This is a genomic window from Providencia sp. 2024EL-00732 (genome assembly GCF_044006275.1).
In the GTDB taxonomy this organism is placed as follows: domain Bacteria; phylum Pseudomonadota; class Gammaproteobacteria; order Enterobacterales; family Enterobacteriaceae; genus Providencia; species Providencia huashanensis.
The window spans coordinates 1-20,107 of record NZ_JBIPDG010000009.1 but is presented as its reverse complement, the minus strand read 5'-3'; the positions used below and the strand labels follow the sequence as shown (position 1 = coordinate 20,107).

Genomic DNA, 20,107 nt, shown 5'->3' with positions numbered 1-20,107 from the left:
TCAGTTAATACAATTATTGATAATTAAATTAGTGCTCTTCAGATGCCATCGACAGATAGACAACAGTCAGAACCATAAAAATAAAGGCTTGTAGCGTAATAATCAGTATGTGGAAGATAGCCCAAGGTAGGCTTAACAACCACTGTGACCACCACGGAAGCAGAGCCGCGATAAGAATAAAGATCAATTCACCTGCATACATGTTACCAAACAGTCGCAGACCGAGTGATACAGGTTTTGACAGCAGGCTTACCCCTTCAAGAATCAAGTTAACAGGAATAAAAACAGGATGGTTGAAAGGCTGCATAGTGAGCTCTTTCGTAAATCCGCCAATTCCTTTCATCTTAATACTGTAAAAGAGGATTAGGATAAACACACCAATAGCCATCGATAAGGTGACACTAACATCAGCGGTTGGTACTGCACGTAATGCAGGTAACCCGAGATAATGCTCAGCAATATACGGAAGGAAATCAATTGGGAGTAAATCCATCAGGTTCATTAAGAATACCCAGACGAACACAGTTAATGCTAAAGGAGCAATAACTTTGCTCTTCCCGTGATACATATCACGGACTGAGTTATCAACGAAACCAATGATCAGTTCTATTGCAGTCTGTAACTTACCGGGTACGCCACTAGTCGCATTGGCTGCAACTTTTCTAAATAGCCACAGGAACAAAGCCCCGAGAACTACTGAGAAAAAAAGCGAGTCAATGTTCAACGTCCAAAATGTTGGACTAGCGTGGGGATCGACCAACTTAAAGGTACTCAGGTCCAACTGAAGGTTTCTCAGATGGTGGCCTATGTAATCCTCTGTAGTCATCACTTCTCCTGATGCAGACATGATGCCTCTTACCCTTTTGTAGTTTAAAAATACTTACCGTTTAAAAACGGCTGGTGCAACAATCTGAACAATTAGCACCGCTAAATAGGTCAAACCCAGTGGTGTTAATGACGCTTTGAACACACCGAAAGCAACAACTAAAACAACGATAGTTGTAACAACCTTTAGCCCTGCTCCTAATGCTAAGAACCAGGCAATGCGGACAGGTTCATCCTCTTCCTTTGCTTTCTGAAATTGTGCTAGCAGCATAAATACGATATTTGGTAACCAGCATGCTAACCCACCAGCAAGAGCAGAGGCCCCCCATTCTATACTATTTGCACAGAAAGCCCCACTGAGGATCACTAAAGTTATAAACTGAACAGACAACTGCTTTGCAGCATGCTTGTTGTCATAAAGGGATACAGACATAACTTTTTTGATACTCCCAGCTCTTCTCAGCCTCAGAAACGCTAAGTGTTGTATAAAACTGCCTTTGCTTAAATGTGTCAAGAGACAAAAACGAGCAAATTATACGGGCAGGCGAAATGAATTCAATCAGTAAGTAGCGAAAAGGTGAATAAATATTTAATTTTTTCGAGTTAGCGCAGAATTGTCGCAGTAATAATTAATAAATAGTTAATGATTTGCTACATACTTACAGTTAAACGTGATCAATATCACACTTCGTATTATTCGCTTTATTTATTCATTCAATTTTCTTCGTAAGAAAAAATAGAATTAATCTGTAAATCAAATAATTAAAGAATTCAATTTTTGAACAAAAAACTGCCGCTATAAAGCAAATATTTCAATATTAACTAACTATCAAGCTAAATCGATTAAGTAAAAATTGGCAATTAACCCCATATTTACTTTCAAAACGCTGTTTTGGAAACTTATTCGTTATTGCCGTGTAAACAGTACGTAAAATTCGAGTGTTAACTACCCCGTTAAAAATAATAATAGCCGTCAGTTTTTTAAACCTTCGGCTATCGCTCTAAATGATAAATTTTTTTGACGAGAAGCAACTTTATTTTATAGATATTTTAACTAAATGGCGTTGTTCATCAAGTTCAGGAACTTCCAGTTCAATGATTGATTCAACCTTAAACTGCTCAGGTAATGAGGTGATTTCGTCATTATGGATCATACCTTTGAGCGCATAAAAATGCCCTGTCGGGGAGGGTAAATGGTGACACCAGCTCAACATATCATCCAATGACGCGAAAGCTCGACTGATAACCCCATCAAAACCAGACCCAACTGGGTATTCTTCAACACGAGATTGAATAGGTTCGATATTCGTCAAACCAAGTTCGTGTTGAACCTGTTTTAAAAAGCGTATGCGCTTCCCTAAGCTGTCTAATAAAACAAAGTGGGACTCAGGTCGAACAATAGCTAAAGGAACCCCTGGTAAGCCAGGGCCTGTTCCTACATCGATAAACGTGGTCCCGTTGAGTTGACCGTTCACCACTATGCTATCCATAATATGGCGAATCAGCATCTGTTGCGGGTCACGTACAGAAGTTAGATTATAAGCTTTGTTCCATTTAACTAATAACTCAACGTAACCAATTAATTGCTGTTTTTGTTTATCTGTTAGGTTGATATCCGCTTTTGCTAACAATTGGTTAAGTTTTGATAATAAATCCATTTTTATGCGCTCCGGCGTAACATGCCTTGTTTTTTAAGCCAAACAAGTAAAATAGAGATTGCAGCCGGGGTAATACCTGAAATACGTGAAGCTTGGCCTATGGATGTTGGTTTATGGTCGTTCAGTTTAGCCATTACTTCGTTAGATAACCCTTTGACTTGTTTGTAATCAAGGTCAATAGGTAATATCGTGTTTTCATTCCGTAGCTGTCTTTCGATCTCTTCTTTTTGACGAGCGATATAACCTTCATATTTAACCTGTATTTCAACCTGATCGGCAGCTTGAGGATCATCAATACCTGGAGCAAAAAGGTTAAGTGAGGTTAACATTTTATAGGTCATTTCAGGGCGACGTAGTAAATCTTCCCCGTTAGCTTCTTTTGATATTGGTACCGTTAAAATTGCGTCGATTTCTGCATGGTTATCAGATTTTGGATGAACCCAAATATCTTTTAAGCGTTGACGCTCTTTTTCAATCAATTCAACTTTGTTATTAAAATGAGCCCAGCGAACGTCATCAACTAACCCTAGTTCACGCCCTTTTTCAGTTAAACGTAAATCTGCATTGTCTTCACGCAGCATCAAACGGTATTCTGCACGTGAAGTGAACATGCGGTAAGGTTCTTTAGTCCCCAAAGTACACAGGTCATCGACTAAAACCCCTATATAGGCTTGGTCACGACGAGGGAACCAACCTTCTAACCCAAAGGCATATTGTGCAGCATTAAGGCCTGCTAGTAACCCTTGAGCACCAGCTTCTTCATAACCTGTTGTGCCATTAATTTGACCAGCAAAGAACAGGCCATTAATAAATTTACTTTCTAGAGTTTGTTTGAGATCTCTAGGGTCAAAGAAATCATACTCAATAGCATAACCAGGGCGAATGATCCTTGCATTTTCCATTCCTTTCATGGAATGAACTATTTGCATTTGGACATCAAATGGTAAGCTGGTGGATATACCATTTGGATAGATTTCGTTACTGGTTAAGCCTTCGGGTTCTAAGAAGATCTGATGTGAGTCTTTGTCTGCAAAGCGCATCACTTTATCTTCGATCGATGGGCAATAACGCGGGCCTATACCTTCGATGATCCCTGCGTACATTGGGCTACGATCAAGGTTATTTCTGATCACATCATGGGTTTTTTCATTGGTGTAAGTGATGTAACAAGGCATCTGTTGTGGATGTTGATCCTGTGAGCCTAGGAATGAAAAAACAGGCATAGGATTATCACCTAGTTGTTGTGCTAACTGGGTGAAATCGATGGTTCTTGCATCAATACGTGGTGGAGTTCCCGTTTTTAAGCGGTTAACTCGTAATGGCAATTCCCTTAAACGTTGAGAAAGGGAAACTGATGGGGGGTCACCAGCACGACCACCACTGTAGTTTTCTAAACCTATATGAATTTTTCCATCAAGAAAAGTCCCTACCGTTAATACCACTGCTTTTGCTTTAAATTTTAAGCCCATGCGGGTAACAGCGCCTGTGACTTGATTATTTTCAACAATTAAGTCTTCAACAGGTTGTTGGAAAATCATTAAGTTTGGTTGATTTTCTAAAGCGGTTCTAACTGCTTGTCGATAAAGAACGCGGTCTGCTTGTGCACGAGTTGCACGTACTGCCGGCCCTTTACTGGCATTTAATGTTCTAAATTGAATGCCAGCTTTGTCAGTTGCAGTTGCCATTAAACCACCAAGGGCATCAATTTCTCTAACCAGATGTCCCTTACCGATCCCACCAATGGCTGGGTTGCAAGACATCTGGCCCAATGTATCAATATTGTGAGTCAGTAATAGGGTTTGACGCCCCATACGTGCAGCTGCCATTGCTGCTTCAGTACCGGCATGACCACCACCAATTACGATGACGTCAAATTGCTCTGGATAAAACATGTGTGAACCTTAAACGTTAGAAAATGCTGACTGTGCATTTGAGGAGAGGATTCTACTCAAGTTTTAGGAAGACACCAAGTTTTAGGTATCTCCCTTATATAGTATTAAGATCTTTTTATTTAAAGATCTCTTTATTAGATCTATTATTAGGATCGCTCGTTTCTGTGGATAAGTGGATTTTCACTTTAAAGATCATAAAAGTGTAAAGGATCATATACTGTGAATGATCCGTGATCCTATTGCGTATAAGCTGGGATCAAAAAGGTGACTTATACACAGCCAGTGGTCGACCTAAAACTTATACTATGGATAACTACCGGTTAATACCGTGATCTTCCCTGAGTTATCCACAGCTGACTGCTGGTTTAATAACCAAATCATAGTTCGTTTGCCCAAATTTTAACCCATTCCCCCGCGGGATCTTCAGGTATTTCGTGTTGCTGGACATCAATTTCAAAACATTCACCGATCCTTTTTGCCCCTTTTTCGCTTAATAACGAATCAAGTTTGTGGATCGCACCACAAAAAATGTCATACTCGGAACTACCGATCCCGACTGCACCAAATTTAACTTTACTTAGATCTGGGGATTCTTTTTGTATGCTTTCAAATAAAGGCTGAATGTTTTCTGGTAAATCACCTGCACCATGTGTAGAGCTAACCACCAGCCATAACCCTTCAAGTGTTAAGTCATCAAGACTAGGACCATGTTGAATTTCTGTTTCATAACCTAATTCGTCCAAAATCTCAGCCATATGCTCTGCAACATATTCCGCACTGCCCATTGTACTGCCACTTATTAAGGTTACTTTTGTCATGGTGATTCTCTTTCACGATAATTGCTGGCTATTGTACGCTGTGAATGAGCTGGGATCTACCTGTGGATAATGTGGTTATATAATTTTTTTTTCTAAGGGCTAATTGTTCGCAAGATTGGGTTCTGTAAGGAGATCAACGTTTCGGTGGATTGTATTTCATCAATCGTTTGAATTTTGTTGATAAGTACGTCTTGTAACGCATCAATTGACTTGCACATGACTTTGATAAAAATGCTGTATTGCCCAGTTGTGTAATAAACCTCAACCACTTCTTCTAAGGCATCCAGTTTTTTTAGTGCTGTTGGGTAATCTTTAGCACTTTTTAAAATGATGCCAATAAAACAGCAGACATCAAAACCTAACCGTTTTGGGCTGATATCGATACGAGTTCCTTGAATGATTCCAGCTTGCTTCATTTTCTCTACGCGAACATGAATTGTACCTGGGCTAACAGAGAATTTTTTTGCTAATTCCGCATATGGTGTACGTGCATTTCCCATTAATTCGTGAAGTATGTCACGATCGAGATTATCGATTTGATAATTTTCAGGCATTATTTCACCTCCATTTTAACGATTATTCATTTTTATACCCTTTTTTTTGATTAAAATAAACGCCAATGGCTTTTTTTAATGAAGTATATTGAATTTATACCTCATTTTGTTGCTTAATCTATACATCAGCTAATACAGCAATCAAATTATGGGTACAAAATTATGGACAAGTCATTCATCGAACATCAGCAACAAATTAGTTTTGTTAAATCATATTTCTCACGTTTACTTGAAAAGGAATTAGGCTTAATTGAGGTTCAAGGCCCAATCCTGAGCCGTTTAGGTGATGGTACACAAGATAACTTATCCGGTAGTGAAAAAGCCGTTCAAGTAAAAGTGAAATCAATTCCAGGTGCAACCTTCGAAGTCGTTCACTCATTGGCTAAATGGAAACGTAAAACGCTCGGTCGTTTTGGTTTTAGTAAAGGCCAAGGTTTATATACACATATGAAAGCGTTGCGTCCGGACGAGGATCGCTTAACCCCTATCCACTCTGTCTATGTTGATCAGTGGGATTGGGAAAAAGTGATGGCAGATGAGGAGCGTACTCTTCCTTATCTGAAACAGACAGTGGGTAAAATCTATAAGGCAATAAAAGAAACAGAAGCTGCCGTAAGTAAAGAATTTGGTTTGGCACCGTTCCTGCCAGACCAAATTCACTTTATCCACAGTGAAGAGTTACTACAGCGTTACCCTGACTTAGACGCTAAAGGTCGTGAGCGCGCTATCGCGAAAGAACTGGGTGCTGTATTCTTGATTGGTATCGGCGGTAAGTTATCGAGCGGTGAATCACATGATGTACGTGCACCAGACTATGATGACTGGACGACAAAAAATGAAGATGGTTTTTGTGGTTTAAACGGTGACATCATTGTATGGAACCCAGTATTACAAGATGCTTTTGAGCTGTCCTCTATGGGTATTCGTGTAAGTCCTGAGTGCTTGACATACCAATTAGGCCTGACAAATGATGAAAAGCGTATGGAATTAGAGTGGCATCAAGCGTTAGTGAAAGGTGAAATGCCGCAAACTATTGGGGGTGGCATTGGTCAATCACGTTTAGTGATGTTGCTTCTGCAACGTCAACACATTGGCCAAGTACAATGTGGCGTGTGGGGCGAAGAAATGCAAGAGTCAGTTGAAGGTATGCTGTAATTAGCGATTAAAGCGGCGTAGTAGCCTGCTTTTTAACCCAGTATCAAAGCGCCAAATATGGTCAAAAATTTTCATGATGCTGGGTTTCCCATAATTTGATACGGATACCGCATGGAAGCGGTATTTCCCCATCTTCTGCATTGATTTAATCTTCTGAATTAATTCATCGGGCAAACGTTGAGCCACAAAATCAGAAATTACCACTGCATCTGCATCAGCCCACTGTTTTGACTCCAATTTTATTGCTGTTTCTTGCAAACAAGCGGCGAGATCGGTCCCACCTTTAAAGGTCTGATGTAAAAAACGAATACATTGATCTAAGCCATCGGCAGATAATAAATCGTAGTGCACTATTTCAGTGGAGAATAACATGACATGGCATGACCGGTTATCTGCCAGCGCAATTTTCATCAGGGCAAGGCAAAAGGCTTTGGCACATCGTTCATTTAACCCCCCCATTGAACCAGAGGTATCGATACATACAACGAATGGTCCTCTTGGTTGCTCTTCGTTATGATGATGTGTGATTGGCCGAAGTATTTTTCTTTCTTGCCAACTCTCACCTTGTAAACGATAAGTCAAAAGTTGTTTTTCAAGCAATTTGCGATAAAACTCAAACTCTATATCTTCAAGTCCTAACATGGCTAATTCCGCGGGTAATAACCGTAAAATATCATCGCTTTGATTTAAACCATTAACTTGTTCGGGGACAGTTTCAGGGACTTTTTCCATGATAGTCATTGGTTCAAGTATGACGCTATCATCTGGAATGGCTTGGGCTGTTTGGCTGCGTCCTAACAATTGGGCTATTTTTTCCAGTTCAGGTTGTTGGCGTAAAAACTCACTATAACGATTTAACAATTGGTCATTATAAGCTGAGGTCATATTGGCCCCTTTGCTTAGATCCCATAAGCGGCCTGCTGCACGCTCATTTTCACCGAGTATATCTTCTAAATTTCCACTTAACGCTAGCCGACGCTGTAATTCCGCCAGCAACTGTTCTTTTTCTTGCTCCAACAGTTCTTTATGAAGAGTCGTAACTTGAAAAATTAAGCTAATACGCCATCTTTGGACAAACAGTGATTGTCTTGCACCACGGTTTTCTATTTTGCCACTCTGTAACTGATAAGCTTCACGATAAAAAGGGGAATCAAGTTGATGAAGCTTTTCAATTACAGTAGGGAGTTGGGTAAAAAAAGCATCAGTGGAAATTCCTAATGACTGGCGATACAACTCAAACTCTTCAGAAAGCTGTAAAGGGACGAGTGCATCTTTCATCCTTTGTTTGAGATCTTTTTTCCAACTGGATAAATCTTTTAGTAAGGCTTTTTTCAAACGTGGGTGTTTTTCGAAAAATACGGCCAATTGTGGGGTAGCGAGAAGAGAAATAATGATCTCTTCAATTAATTGACCTTCATTAACCGAAAGTAGCATTTCGAGTGTGGCTAAACTCATCATAATTATTCAGCCACTTTACCCGTGATTTGGTTGCGTAGTTGGATGAGTCTCTCGGATACGTTAATAAAGCTTTGTTCTATATCTGCTATCCAATGGGGCTCGATAAATAAATTTGGTTGCTGTTTTTCAAATTGATAGCGAGCTGTTTGGATATCATTTTGAATTTTATCCAACTTATCTAACCATTCTTGGTTATTTATCGTAGGTATGTTACTTGCTGTTTTATCCTGTAGATATAAAGTCGATGATTGGTGACTCACATCTAATAATTGAATTTGGTTTAAATTATTAATCTCTGCGGCCAATTCTTGGGCAAAACCAATTCCGTTGAGGTGAGCTGATAACGTTGTTCCTTTATTTAAAAAGTTTATCAGGGATTTTTTATCCGTTGTCACAAAGGTGACTTTCATATTATGTAACTGCAATGGGCGATGTAAAAATAGCGTAATACGCCCTTCAGCAATATTCTCTGGGAGTACATATGAGGCTTTGCGAGCAAACATTGCATTGTTTTTATTTACTTTAAATGCGTCTTGGTTGTTTTGATCTTGGGTTGATGACATCCATTGTTGGTAAGTTAGCTCTATTTCGTGCATTAATTTACGTTGTTGCCAGCCATCCTCTTGCAGTAGAGATTGCAATAATTTAGGCAAGGTGTTCATGGATTGCATATCGTGCCATAGGCAATCTTTTAGTAGCACAATATCAAGGGGGGATACACTACTTCTACCATTGAAAAATGCACTTGCTTGCAGTAGATAAACCGCTTTTTTCCATCGCCTGTCAGAAACATAAACTTGCTTATCTGTTGCATCTAATTGTTGACGTAGTTGATAAATAAGCTCAAAACAGTGATCGGGTAGCGTAATTTTCGGTATTTCTTGTTGCCACTGTTGGTATTCTTCATCACTGATTTTTAAATGTTCAGGTACTTGTGCTTCATCTAAGGATGATTTTCCAGTTAGAAGTGCGCGGAAATTTTGTTTTTCTTGTAGTTTATCTAACCAAATACGCACTAACATACGGTCAAATAGTGCTTCTAGGCTACTATCTGCATCAGGAAGTTCATTAGAAGCGGTAACTAATAGCCGCATCGGAATACGTTTTTCTTCGTCACCATTACGAAACTTGCGTTCATTTACTGCCGTTAGCAAAGTATTTAAAATAGCAGGGCCGGCTTTCCAAATCTCATCAAGAAAGACAACTTCAGCATCAGGTAAATAGCCTTTAGTTAGCCGTTGGTAGCGCCCTTCATCTTTTAGTGCCTGTATTGATAGTGGGCCAAATATTTCTTCGGGAGTCGAAAAACGTGTCATTAAGTATTCAAACGCATTTGCATGGCGAAAAGCAAATTTCATTCGTCTCGCTATCAAGCTTTTTGCAATACCAGGAGGGCCTAAGAGAAAAACACTTTCCCCACTTAATGTGGCTAATAAACATAAACGAATAGCCTGCTGGCGTTCATATAAACCGCTTTCAAGGTAATTGCTAAGTTGAGCTATCCGTTCAGATAATTGCATCGATATTCCTTTCATTGAATAACAAAATTCAATAATGTTGTAGTTACGCTTAATTATTAGGTTATCCGTCCTTTTATAAACAGTGCAATCAAATTTGTCATTTTTCTTTTGTGTTATTTGATTTAAATCGTGTGTAGCTGTATTAAGGCGAGAAAATCTTAATCGAAAGAGAGCTGATTTGAACTGGGTGGGCTCATGAGTATAAAACTATGAGCCCGCGCTGAGGATTAATAATTATTAATAAGGTGCATCTGGCGTGGTAACTCGAATTAATTTTTCATTCACAAACTCACGAATGCCCGCAAGTGATTGTTCTCGACCATAACCAGAAAGCTTAGTTCCACCGAAGGGGAGCTCAGGGGCAATTCCTGTGGTATGATTGATATAAACCATCCCTGTGACTATTTGGCGAGCCACTTTTATTGCTTCCGCTTCATTCTTACCAAAGACAGTTCCACCTAAACCGAATTCAGTCGCGTTAGCTAATTGAATGGCTTCATCTATATTTTTTACAGCATAAATACAAAGTACTGGGCCGAATATTTCTTCATGATAAGCTTTCATATTCGGTTTTATATCTGTCAATATTGTGGGTTGCATAAACGCCCCTTCACGATCTAATCGCTTACCGCCAAATACCAGTGTTGCTCCCTCTTTTACAGCCACTTCAACTTGATTAATAACGTCGTTTACTGCTCCTTCGCTACTTAATGGGGCGAGTTGCGTAGCTGGGTCCATTGGGTCACCCACAATAATTTTTTCATAGATTGCTTTTGCTTTTGCGATAAATTCTTTCGCAACGTTTTCTAATACAATAATACGTTTTGGTGAAACACAAACTTGCCCTGCATTCCATAGACGGCCAGCAGTCGCTGTCGCAACCGCACTATCAATATCTGCATCAGCTAGCACAATAAAAGCATCACTCCCTCCTAGCTCAAGTGTTGATTTTTTTATTACTTTGCTTGCTTCAGAGGCAAAATTGGAACCAGCAGGTTTACTTCCTGTTAAAGATACGGCTTTGACTCGTTCATCTGAAACAAGAGCTGAAACTTTTGAGCCAGGAATGAATAAATTGTTGTAAACGCCATCCGGTAGGCCTGCTTCAATAAATATTTTTTCCATTATTTCAGCGCATTGGGGAATATTTGAAGCATGCTTTAAAACAATGGTATTCCCTGCCATTAGATTAGCAGCAGCTGTTCGAGTTATTTGATAAAATGGAAAATTCCATGGTTGAACAGTCAGGAGTACTCCGATAGGTTCATAAGTTAAGAAGGCTTTTCCGTGTTTAACATCAATTTCTTTATCCGCTAATAAACGGCTTCCTTCATTCGCATAGTAGTCAAAAATATTTGCGCATAATTCGACTTCGCTTATCGATTCACTTAATAGTTTTCCCATTTCTGTTGTACAGATTTTTCCGAGAAGCTCTTTTTTATCTCGCATAGTTTTTGCTATGTTATGTAAAATTACTGCTCGCTCTGTAAATGAGCTTTTTTTCCAAGTCAGGTAGGCGTTATCTGCTTTGCTGAGTATTGTATCGACTTCCTCCGCACTCATTTCTTGATAAATCTTTTCTACTTTATTTGTTGCTGGATTAACTGATTTTATTGATGATGTCATATTCATTTTTTATTCCTTATCGCAACGGTTAAAGATAAATAATTTAACCTATCTTAAATTACATTTGATATGTCACCATAAAATGAGCTTAAAATGAATTTAAATGGCATTTTTCATCAAAAAATTCGTGTAAACAAATTTTAATTGTTTTTGAATGTTTTTTTTTATGTTTATTTATGAATCAATAGAAACGATTCAGCTTAAGCTATTCAATTAGTTATCATTTTTTATTTTTTTAACGCTAACGAAACGTTTCGATGTTGATCACAAATATTAACCATCAATATTGAGTTGTGACTCATCTTTACTATGATTACATGAGCGAAACGTTTCGCTTACTAGAATGGCGGTGAAAAATGAAAAAGGGTGTTTTACTTAATGCCAACGTGACCTCTGTAATTGCCAAGTTAGGTCATACGGACCAAATAACGCTTGCTGATGCTGGTTTGCCTATTTCTCAAGGAACTGAGCGTATTGATTTAGCCATTACTCAAGGCTTACCCGATTTCATGTCAGTTTTAAGTGTTATTACTCAAGAGATGCAAGTCGAAAAAGCCATTCTAGCTGAGGAAATTAGTACCAATAACCCACAAATGGAAGATGCTATTTTAGCTCACTTACAACAGCTAGAAGTCACTCAAAATAATACGATTGAAATTATCTATTGCAGCCATGAACGTTTTAAACAACTGACTCATGACAGTAAAGCGGTGATCCGCACCGGAGAATGTTCACCGTTCGCTAACATTATTCTTTGTTCTGGTGTGACTTTCTGAGGTGATTATGCAACCTTTATTAGAACTTATCGGAATCGATAAATCATTTCCAGGGGTAAAAGCCCTTAATGGGGCGACATTAAATGTCTATCCTGGAAAAGTCATGGCGCTGGTGGGGGAAAATGGGGCTGGCAAATCAACCATGATGAAAGTACTAACCGGTATCTATAGCAAAGATGCAGGTAAAATCCGCTATCTAGGCAAAGAAGTAAAATTTAATGGCCCTAAAAACTCCCAAGAAGCAGGCATTGGTATTATTCACCAAGAGCTAAATCTTATTCCTGAATTAACTATCGCGGAGAATATTTTTCTTGGTCGAGAATTTGTTAATGTATTTGGCAAAATCGACTGGAAAAAGATGTTTAGTGAATCAGACAAACTTCTTCAACGTCTTAATCTTGATTATAACAGCCACCAAACTATTGCTGAGCTCTCTATTGGTGAGCAGCAAATGGTCGAAATAGCTAAGGTTCTAAGTTATCAATCCCAAGTTATCATCATGGATGAGCCAACCGATGCTTTAACTGATACAGAAACAGCTTCTTTATTTAGAGTTATTGAAGACTTAAAAGCGCAAGGCTGTGGCATTGTGTACATTTCTCATCGGCTAAAAGAAATTTTTGAAATTTGCGATGATGTAACTGTTTTTCGTGACGGCCAATTTATAGGTGAAAAACCTGTTAGCGAATTAGAAGAAGAAAAGCTAATTGAAATGATGGTAGGACGAAAACTAGAAGATCAGTATCCGAGAGTTGATGTTCCTACTGGTAGTGTGCGCTTACAGTTGCAAAATATATCCGGTCCCGGAGTCACTAATGCCAGTTTTAGTCTAAAAAGTGGTGAAATTTTAGGGGTTTCAGGGTTGATGGGGGCAGGTCGCACGGAATTGATGAAAATTATTTATGGCGCGGCAGCGAAGAAAACAGGGACTATTACTCTTGAAGGTAAGGAAGTCACATTAAGAACTCCTCAAGATGGCCTAAATAACGGCATTGTCTATATTTCTGAAGACCGCAAACGTGATGGTTTAGTACTTGGCATGTCAGTGAAAGAAAATATGTCATTGACGGCACTACGTTATTTTAGCCGCGTAGGTGGTAGTTTAAAACATAAAGAAGAACAACAAACTGTCAGTGATTTCATTCGATTATTCAATATTAAAACGCCATCAATGAACCAAATTATTGGCAACCTTTCTGGTGGTAATCAGCAAAAAGTGGCAATTGCTCGGGGGTTAATGACGCGACCTAAAGTCCTGATCCTTGATGAACCAACTCGCGGGGTTGATGTTGGAGCCAAAAAAGAAATTTATCAATTAATTAACCAATTTAAGAAAGAAGGACTGAGTATCATTTTAGTTTCTTCAGAAATGCCAGAAGTGATTGGAATGAGTGACCGTATTTTGGTTATGCATGAAGGTCATATCAGTGGGGAGTTTTCCGCCAAAGACGCAACTCAGGAAGCCTTAATGGCTGCTGCAGTGGGTAAACATTATGGCTCAGTTCAGGAGTTATCAGCATGAGTTCAACTACCGCATCATCAAAACGCTGGTTCAGCAAAGCATGGCTGATGGAGCAAAAATCATTAATAGCACTATTAATTTTAATTGCGATCGTATCGACATTAAGCCCTAATTTTTTTACGGTTAATAACTTTTTCAATATCTTACAACAAACCTCTGTGAATGCCATTATGGCTGTTGGAATGACATTGGTCATTTTAACCTCAGGAATTGACCTGTCTGTCGGCTCATTATTAGCATTAACTGGGGCTGTGGCAGCTTCTATGGTGAGTACTGATGTAAATGCTTTAGTCGCTGTTGCTGGTGCATTAGCATTGGGGGCTGCAATTGGCGCATGTACCGGTGTTATTGTCGCAAAAGGTAAAGTTCAAGCTTTTATTGCAACTCTAGTCATGATGTTATTACTACGTGGGGTTACTCGCGTGTACACCGACGGAAGCCCTATTAATACAGGGTTTAGTGATAACGCAGATTTATTTGGTTGGTTTGGTATTGGGCGTCCATTTGGCATTCCGACCCCTGTTTGGTTAATGATCATTGTTTTTGCGGCTGCATGGTACATGTTGCATCACACACGTCTAGGTCGTTATATCTATGCATTAGGGGGGAATGAATCAGCAACTCGCCTATCTGGTATTAACGTCGACCGCATTAAAATTATCGTTTATGCCTTATGTGGCTTGTTAGCTGCATTGGCGAGTGTAATCGAAGTTGCGCGTTTATCATCAGCACAACCAATGGCGGGTAATGGATATGAATTGGATGCCATTGCTGCGGTTGTTCTTGGTGGTACCAGCCTTGCTGGTGGTAAAGGCCGCATTGTCGGAACCTTGATTGGTGCCTTGATCCTTGGTTTTCTAAATAATGGCTTAAACTTATTAGGTATTTCGTCAAACTATCAGATGATTGTAAAAGCTGTCGTCATCTTACTTGCGGTACTTGTTGATAATAAAAAATAACCCTACAGGAAAATTATTATGAAGATGAATAAATTAGCAACACTATTATCTGCGGTTGCACTGAGTGCAACGGTCAGTGTTAATGCGATGGCGAAAGATAGCATTGCATTAGTTATTTCTACACTTAACAATCCATTCTTTGTGACGATGAAAGACAGCGCACAAAAAGAAGCTGATAAACTGGGGTATGAATTGATCGTCTTAGATTCTCAAGATAACCCAGCTAAAGAGTTGGCAAACGTACAAGATCTAACTGTGCGTGGCACAAAACTTATGTTAATCAATCCAACTGATTCAGACGCGGTCGGGAATTCTATTTTAATGGCTAACAAAGCTAACATTCCTGTGATTACATTAGATAGAGCAGCAAATAAAGGTGAAGTTGTCAGCCATGTGGCATCAGATAACCGCATGGGGGGGAAAATGGCGGCTGACTATATCGCAAAAAAAGCGGGTAATGAAGCAAAAGTCATTCAATTAGAAGGGATTTCCGGTACTTCAGCAGCGCGTGAGCGTGGTGAAGGTTTTAATACTGGAGCAAAAGAGCATAAATTTAATTTACTGGCGAGCCAACCTGCTGATTTTGATAGAACAAAAGGCTTGAACGTCATGCAAAACTTGTTAACGGCACATCCTACTGTCCAAGCGGTATTTGCTCAGAATGATGAAATGGCTCTAGGTGCTTTAAGAGCTTTACAAACTGCTGGTTACTCTGATGTTCTTGTTGTTGGGTTTGATGGCACTAATGATGGCATCAAAGCAGTAGAAAGCGGTAAATTAGGGGCAACCATAGCACAGCGCCCAGACCAAATCGGTATCGTTGGAGTACAGATAGCGGATAAAGTCTTAAAAGGTGAAAAAGTTGAATCTACGGTTCCAGTTGAATTGGAATTAGTGGTAAAACAATAAAAAATAAAAACCGCCGTTTACTATTATAACGGCGGTTCATTTAGTTTGTGGGTTATTACGTCACAATAAAAAGGAAATAAACGTTATGGCTACAGCAAAGCTAGTGGTTCTCGGTAGTATCAATGCTGATCATATATTAAATGTTAAGCAATTTCCGCAGCCGGGTGAAACGGTGAGGGGTGATCACTATCAAGTTGCATTTGGTGGTAAAGGCGCAAATCAAGCTGTCGCCGCGGGTAGAAGCGGTGCTGACATAACTTTTATTGCTTGTGTTGGTGATGATGGCATTGGTTCTAGTATTAAAAAACAGCTTAGTTTGGATAATATTAAAACTGAGTGTATTGATGCCATTCAAGATGAAACTACTGGTGTGGCATTGATTTATGTGAACCAACAAGGTGAAAACATTATTGGTATCAGTGCAGGCGCAAATGCACAATTGACGACAGAAAGGCTTGCTAGCTATCAACAAAAAATTATCGAAGCTGATGCTGTTTTAATGCAATTAGAGTCACCTCTTGATACGGTACAAATGGCTGCTGAAATTGCCAATAAAAATAATACACAGGTAATTTTAAATCCAGCACCAGCCCAGTCATTGCCAGATTCATTATTAACACTAGTCGATATCATTACACCAAATGAAACCGAAGCTGAGCATCTAACAGGGATTGCTGTTAATGATAATAAAGGAGCACAAGCAGCTGCACAGGTATTGCACGAAAAAGGGATCAGCAAAGTGATGATAACGCTAGGGTCCCGAGGGGTTTGGTATAGTGAACAAGGCTCACAAGGGAAAATAATTCCTGCATTTAACGTAAAAGCAGTAGATACTATTGCGGCAGGTGATACATTCAATGGGGCTTATGTCACTGCATTATTGGAAGGTAAGGCAGATGAAGACGCAATTATTTTTGCTCATGCTGCCGCAGCAATTGCTGTAACTCGTCCTGGCGCGCAGCCATCGGTACCTTGGCGTAAAGAAATTGAACAATTTTTGACTCAACAGGATTAGCTTGTGGCAACAATGAAAGATGTGGCACGTTTAGCGGGGGTGTCGACATCCACAGTCTCTCACGTGATTAATCAAAATCGCTATGTTAGCGAAAGTATAACTCTGCGCGTCAAAAATGCGATAGAAGAGCTAAACTATGCCCCTTCAGCATTAGCTAGAAGCTTAAAAATGAATCGCACTAATACAATAGGGATGTTACTAACAACAAGTAATAACCCATTTTATGCAGAAGTAGTACGTGGTGTTGAACGTAGTTGCTACGAGCGCGGTTATAGTTTGATCTTATGTAATACTGAAGGTGACCTTCAACGTATGAACCATAGCTTAGAAACGTTATTACAAAAACGTGTTGATGGGCTATTAATTATGTGTACAGAAGTTCAAGGCCCATCGAAGGATGTGTTTACTCGCTACCCTAGCGTTCCGACCGTTATGATGGATTGGTCACCATTTGATTCAGTAGGAGATGTGATTCAAGATAACTCATTTCTTGGGGGGGAAATTGCTACCCGTTATCTTATTGATTCGGGTTTTACCCGAATAGCCTGTATTGCGGGGCCTCAAGATAAGTCTCCAGCAAGGGCTCGTTATCAAGGTTTTATTCAAGCGATGGAACAGGCTAAAATTGAAGTTAATGAAGATTATATTATTTTCAGTGACTTCGAATTTGCTGGTGGTTTTGAATCAATGAATAAACTGCTTGAGTTATCAACGCCTCCACAAGCTATTTTTGCAGGGAATGATGCCATGGCTGTTGGGGCTTATCAGGCTATATTCCAAAAAGGAATCAAAGTGCCTGATGATATTTCAATCATTGGTTATGATGATATCGACCTTTCACCTTATATGATCCCACCATTGACGACGATCCATCAACCAAAAGATAAACTAGGCAAACAGGCTGTTGACCAACTTATTTATCGTATGGATAACCCTGAAGCAGATGCCAGTGTTTTAGTATTAACACCTGAACTTATTGAGCGTCAATCGGTCAGGAAATGCTAATTTTTAGCCTTTTTTGCTTTATTTTTTATTAAGTTATCCCCATCAGTCTTACTTAATAATAAAAAGACAAAAGCGGATATTAAGGTGATAGCACCGACAGTAATAAAGGTATAATGGAAATTATCGACGGTATTGCTGTTAGGCTGTCCACCATAGAAGTTCAATATTGCTGCGCTCACTGCAATACCGAAACTTATCGATAGCTGTTGAGTCACGGCTAACATACTGTTCCCCGCACTTGCATTATTATCTGTTAGGTCAGCCAAACATATCGTATTCATTGCGGTAAATTGTACAGACATTACCATACCTAAAATGAATAAAGGGACTATTAACAGATAAATCGACATACTTGGTGACTGCAAGGAAAATTGAGCAATCATTAATCCAATAATGATGGTGATAACAAATAATGTATTACGGTACCCATATTTAGTGAGTATTTTTGTAACAGCGGATTTTGCTGTGATTGAACCAATCGCTAATGGTGCCATCATCATACCAGCAACAACAGCTTCATAGCCAAAACCAACTTGTAGCATTAATGGCATTAGAAATGGAATACTGCCAGTACCTAGTCGAGTTGCAACATTCCCACTGATACCAATAGAAAAAGTGCGAGTTTTAAATAAATTTAAAGGAATAATGGCGTGCTTAATTCGCCTTGCATGGAAAATATAAAGAAATAGGAAAAGAAACCCAATTGCAACAAGAGATACTGGTATAGATGTAGGTAGCGATTTATCACCAAAGAAATCGAGGCTGACAGATAGCATTACTAAACCGAATCCAAACAATAAGAAACCGAGGGTATCAAATTTTCGCTTCGGCATTTTAAAATCAGGCATATGTTTTAACGCATAAAAAATACCTAAAACGCCAATAGGAATATTAATAATAAATATCCAATGCCATGTGGCGTAGGTCACTAATATACCACCTAGCAGAGGCCCTAATATTGGCCCAACTAACCCCGGTATTGTGACAAAGTTTAATATTGGCAATAATTCACTACGTGGATAAGCTCTAATTAGCGCTAAACGTGCAACTGGCATCATCATTGCCCCACCAACCCCTTGAATAACCCTTGACGTTACTAAAAAATCTAGGGAGGGTGAAAGTGCACACAATAAAGAACCTAAAGAAAATAATGAAACTGCTAAAATAAAAACACGCCGTGTCCCAAATCTATCAGCAAACCACCCACTTACAGGGATCAATAAGGCAACAGTTAATGTGTAACTGACTACTGCTGATTGCATAGCAAGGGGGGAGTGATGAAGGCTCTTGGCAATATCAGGTAAAGCCGTATTCAAAATAGTGGCATCAAGTGCTTGCATGAAAAAGGCCATGGCCGCAATCCATGGAAGACCAGACATATTTTTGGCTGTCTTGAACATCAGTTACCTATCTAAAAAATTGAATTCCAAAATCGGTGAGTTATCTCGTTAGTTTTATTTCTGAGTATTCGTTAATAAGCTATAGCAAAAATTAAGGGCATCTGCACTTTTGCCTTCAATAATTGCATTCGCGAGCTGTTGATGTGTATCAACTTCAATTACTTCATTATCAGTGATTACATCAAAATAACGCTGATAGATAGAGCGAAACAGATTAGCAAAAGAGATCAAAAAAGGGTTAGCGCAAGCTTTATAGATAGTTAAATGAAAATGGTAGTCAATTTTTATCCATCGTTCTCTATCAAATTCTTTTGCTAGTAATTGCATTTCACTCGCTAAAAGTTGTAAAGATTGTTTTTGTTCTTGTGTTGCATGTAATGCAGCAAGATAACAAGCTTGGGGCTCAATTGCGAGACGAACAACTTTAAAATGTTTAATAACAACGGACTGTTCTTCGCTATTCGACCACCACTTTAAAAGGTCTTGGTCCAAAAAATTCCAATTTGAAGAAGGCATCACACGAGTGCCAATTTTAGGGCGGGCTAATACCATTCCTTTTGCCGCGAGTATTTTTATTGCTTCTCTTATTGCTGTTCTGCTTGCTTGGAATTGTTCTGATAAATCTAATTCATTGGGTAAAATGGAGTCAGGTAAATAGGTACTGCTTAAAATTAACTGTCCAAGATTCTCTGCAATAATATAAGAGCGGTTCTTCTGTGAGGCAGTTTGTTGCTTACTTAATTCCATAATTCATCTCAATACGCATTTCTTAGATACTTATATTACGCGAGTAAATGAATAATTGCTGCTGAAATAGTCAATATACAGACCTTATTTAACTTATAAAGCCTGTTTTGGCTAAAAAAAACGCGAACAAAATAAAAAAACAAAAAAACACTTGCTAGATTTTCTGGGCTCCCTATAATGCGCATCCGTTGTCACGATAAACCGGCTCGAAGAAAACCTCGAAGCCTTGTGATAACAGAGGTGAGAAAGAAAAAGTTGAAAATAAACG

General features: G+C 39.1%; 18 protein-coding genes. 7 read left to right on the top strand and 11 right to left on the bottom strand.

Going from position 1 to position 20,107, the window contains the following annotated elements; translation table 11 throughout:
- Positions 1 to 28: 28 nt before the first annotated feature.
- From atpB to asnC, 6 genes are all read right to left on the bottom strand, one after another.
- Positions 29 to 847, bottom strand: a complete 819-nt coding sequence (atpB, locus tag ACHB7C_RS14205) for a F0F1 ATP synthase subunit A (protein ID WP_048605636.1) — start codon at positions 845 to 847, stop codon at positions 29 to 31.
- Between the two features lie 33 nt (positions 848 to 880).
- A complete protein-coding gene (atpI, locus tag ACHB7C_RS14200; protein WP_042846804.1) occupies positions 881 to 1,258 on the bottom strand; it encodes a F0F1 ATP synthase subunit I in 378 nt (125 codons plus the stop codon).
- 601 nt (positions 1,259 to 1,859) lie between these two features.
- A complete protein-coding gene (rsmG, locus tag ACHB7C_RS14195; RefSeq protein ID WP_042846805.1) occupies positions 1,860 to 2,483 on the bottom strand; it encodes a 16S rRNA (guanine(527)-N(7))-methyltransferase RsmG in 624 nt (207 codons plus the stop codon).
- 2 nt (positions 2,484 to 2,485) lie between these two features.
- Positions 2,486 to 4,375 (bottom strand): tRNA uridine-5-carboxymethylaminomethyl(34) synthesis enzyme MnmG, encoded by a 1,890-nt coding sequence (gene mnmG / locus ACHB7C_RS14190; protein WP_042846806.1) that lies wholly within the window; start codon positions 4,373 to 4,375, stop codon positions 2,486 to 2,488.
- Positions 4,376 to 4,752: 377 nt separating this feature from the next.
- Positions 4,753 to 5,193: an FMN-binding protein MioC gene (gene mioC, locus ACHB7C_RS14185; protein WP_042846807.1), complete on the bottom strand. Its 441-nt coding sequence runs from the start codon at positions 5,191 to 5,193 to the stop codon at positions 4,753 to 4,755.
- A gap of 92 nt (positions 5,194 to 5,285) precedes the next feature.
- Positions 5,286 to 5,747: a transcriptional regulator AsnC gene (asnC, locus tag ACHB7C_RS14180; protein WP_042846808.1), complete on the bottom strand. Its 462-nt coding sequence runs from the start codon at positions 5,745 to 5,747 to the stop codon at positions 5,286 to 5,288.
- Between the two features lie 162 nt (positions 5,748 to 5,909).
- Here asnC and asnA point away from each other — a divergent pair, with 162 nt between their 5' ends.
- Positions 5,910 to 6,902, top strand: a complete 993-nt coding sequence (gene asnA, locus ACHB7C_RS14175; protein ID WP_042846809.1) for an aspartate--ammonia ligase — start codon at positions 5,910 to 5,912, stop codon at positions 6,900 to 6,902.
- Here the strand turns inward: asnA and viaA are convergent, their stop codons facing one another.
- The 3 genes from viaA to ACHB7C_RS14160 all read right to left on the bottom strand — a co-directional run bounded on the left by viaA (position 6,903) and on the right by ACHB7C_RS14160 (position 11,512).
- On the bottom strand, positions 6,903 to 8,360 hold the full coding sequence (gene viaA / locus ACHB7C_RS14170; protein ID WP_129467265.1) for an ATPase RavA stimulator ViaA: 1,458 nt from the start codon (positions 8,358 to 8,360) through the stop codon (positions 6,903 to 6,905).
- 2 nt (positions 8,361 to 8,362) lie between these two features.
- On the bottom strand, positions 8,363 to 9,880 hold the full coding sequence (gene ravA, locus ACHB7C_RS14165; RefSeq protein ID WP_071547557.1) for an ATPase RavA: 1,518 nt from the start codon (positions 9,878 to 9,880) through the stop codon (positions 8,363 to 8,365).
- A gap of 237 nt (positions 9,881 to 10,117) precedes the next feature.
- Positions 10,118 to 11,512 carry an NAD-dependent succinate-semialdehyde dehydrogenase gene (locus tag ACHB7C_RS14160; RefSeq protein WP_048605632.1) on the bottom strand — a complete coding sequence of 465 codons (1,395 nt, stop codon included), beginning with the start codon at positions 11,510 to 11,512 and terminating at the stop codon, positions 10,118 to 10,120.
- A gap of 350 nt (positions 11,513 to 11,862) precedes the next feature.
- On the opposite strand from ACHB7C_RS14160, the gene rbsD reads away from it, so the two are divergent.
- The 6 genes from rbsD (at position 11,863) to rbsR (ending at position 17,692) form a co-directional block, all read left to right on the top strand.
- Positions 11,863 to 12,282, top strand: a complete 420-nt coding sequence (gene rbsD, locus ACHB7C_RS14155; RefSeq protein ID WP_042846813.1) for a D-ribose pyranase — start codon at positions 11,863 to 11,865, stop codon at positions 12,280 to 12,282.
- Between the two features lie 7 nt (positions 12,283 to 12,289).
- Complete coding sequence (gene rbsA / locus ACHB7C_RS14150; protein WP_166686698.1) at positions 12,290 to 13,804, top strand: ribose ABC transporter ATP-binding protein RbsA; 1,515 nt, start codon at positions 12,290 to 12,292, stop codon at positions 13,802 to 13,804.
- The gene (gene rbsC / locus ACHB7C_RS14145; protein ID WP_042846815.1) at positions 13,801 to 14,763 is read left to right on the top strand and encodes a ribose ABC transporter permease; all 963 of its coding nucleotides are present in this window, start codon (positions 13,801 to 13,803) and stop codon (positions 14,761 to 14,763) included. The genes rbsA and rbsC overlap by 4 nt, the downstream gene beginning before the upstream one ends.
- An 18-nt stretch (positions 14,764 to 14,781) precedes the next feature.
- A complete protein-coding gene (gene rbsB, locus ACHB7C_RS14140; RefSeq protein ID WP_395347640.1) occupies positions 14,782 to 15,672 on the top strand; it encodes a ribose ABC transporter substrate-binding protein RbsB in 891 nt (296 codons plus the stop codon).
- 85 nt (positions 15,673 to 15,757) lie between these two features.
- Entirely contained in the window at positions 15,758 to 16,687 is a 930-nt protein-coding gene (gene rbsK, locus ACHB7C_RS14135; protein WP_042846817.1) for a ribokinase, read from the top strand.
- A gap of 3 nt (positions 16,688 to 16,690) precedes the next feature.
- Positions 16,691 to 17,692: a ribose operon transcriptional repressor RbsR gene (rbsR, locus tag ACHB7C_RS14130; protein ID WP_164975540.1), complete on the top strand. Its 1,002-nt coding sequence runs from the start codon at positions 16,691 to 16,693 to the stop codon at positions 17,690 to 17,692.
- Here the strand turns inward: rbsR and mdtD are convergent.
- Together mdtD and ACHB7C_RS14120 are read right to left on the bottom strand one after the other, a co-directional pair.
- A complete protein-coding gene (mdtD, locus tag ACHB7C_RS14125; RefSeq protein WP_042846818.1) occupies positions 17,689 to 19,092 on the bottom strand; it encodes a multidrug transporter subunit MdtD in 1,404 nt (467 codons plus the stop codon). The two genes, rbsR and mdtD, sit on opposite strands and share 4 nt — an antisense overlap.
- Before the next feature lie 54 nt (positions 19,093 to 19,146).
- Positions 19,147 to 19,839, bottom strand: a complete 693-nt coding sequence (locus ACHB7C_RS14120) for a FadR/GntR family transcriptional regulator (protein ID WP_042846819.1) — start codon at positions 19,837 to 19,839, stop codon at positions 19,147 to 19,149.
- Positions 19,840 to 20,107: the final 268 nt, after the last annotated feature.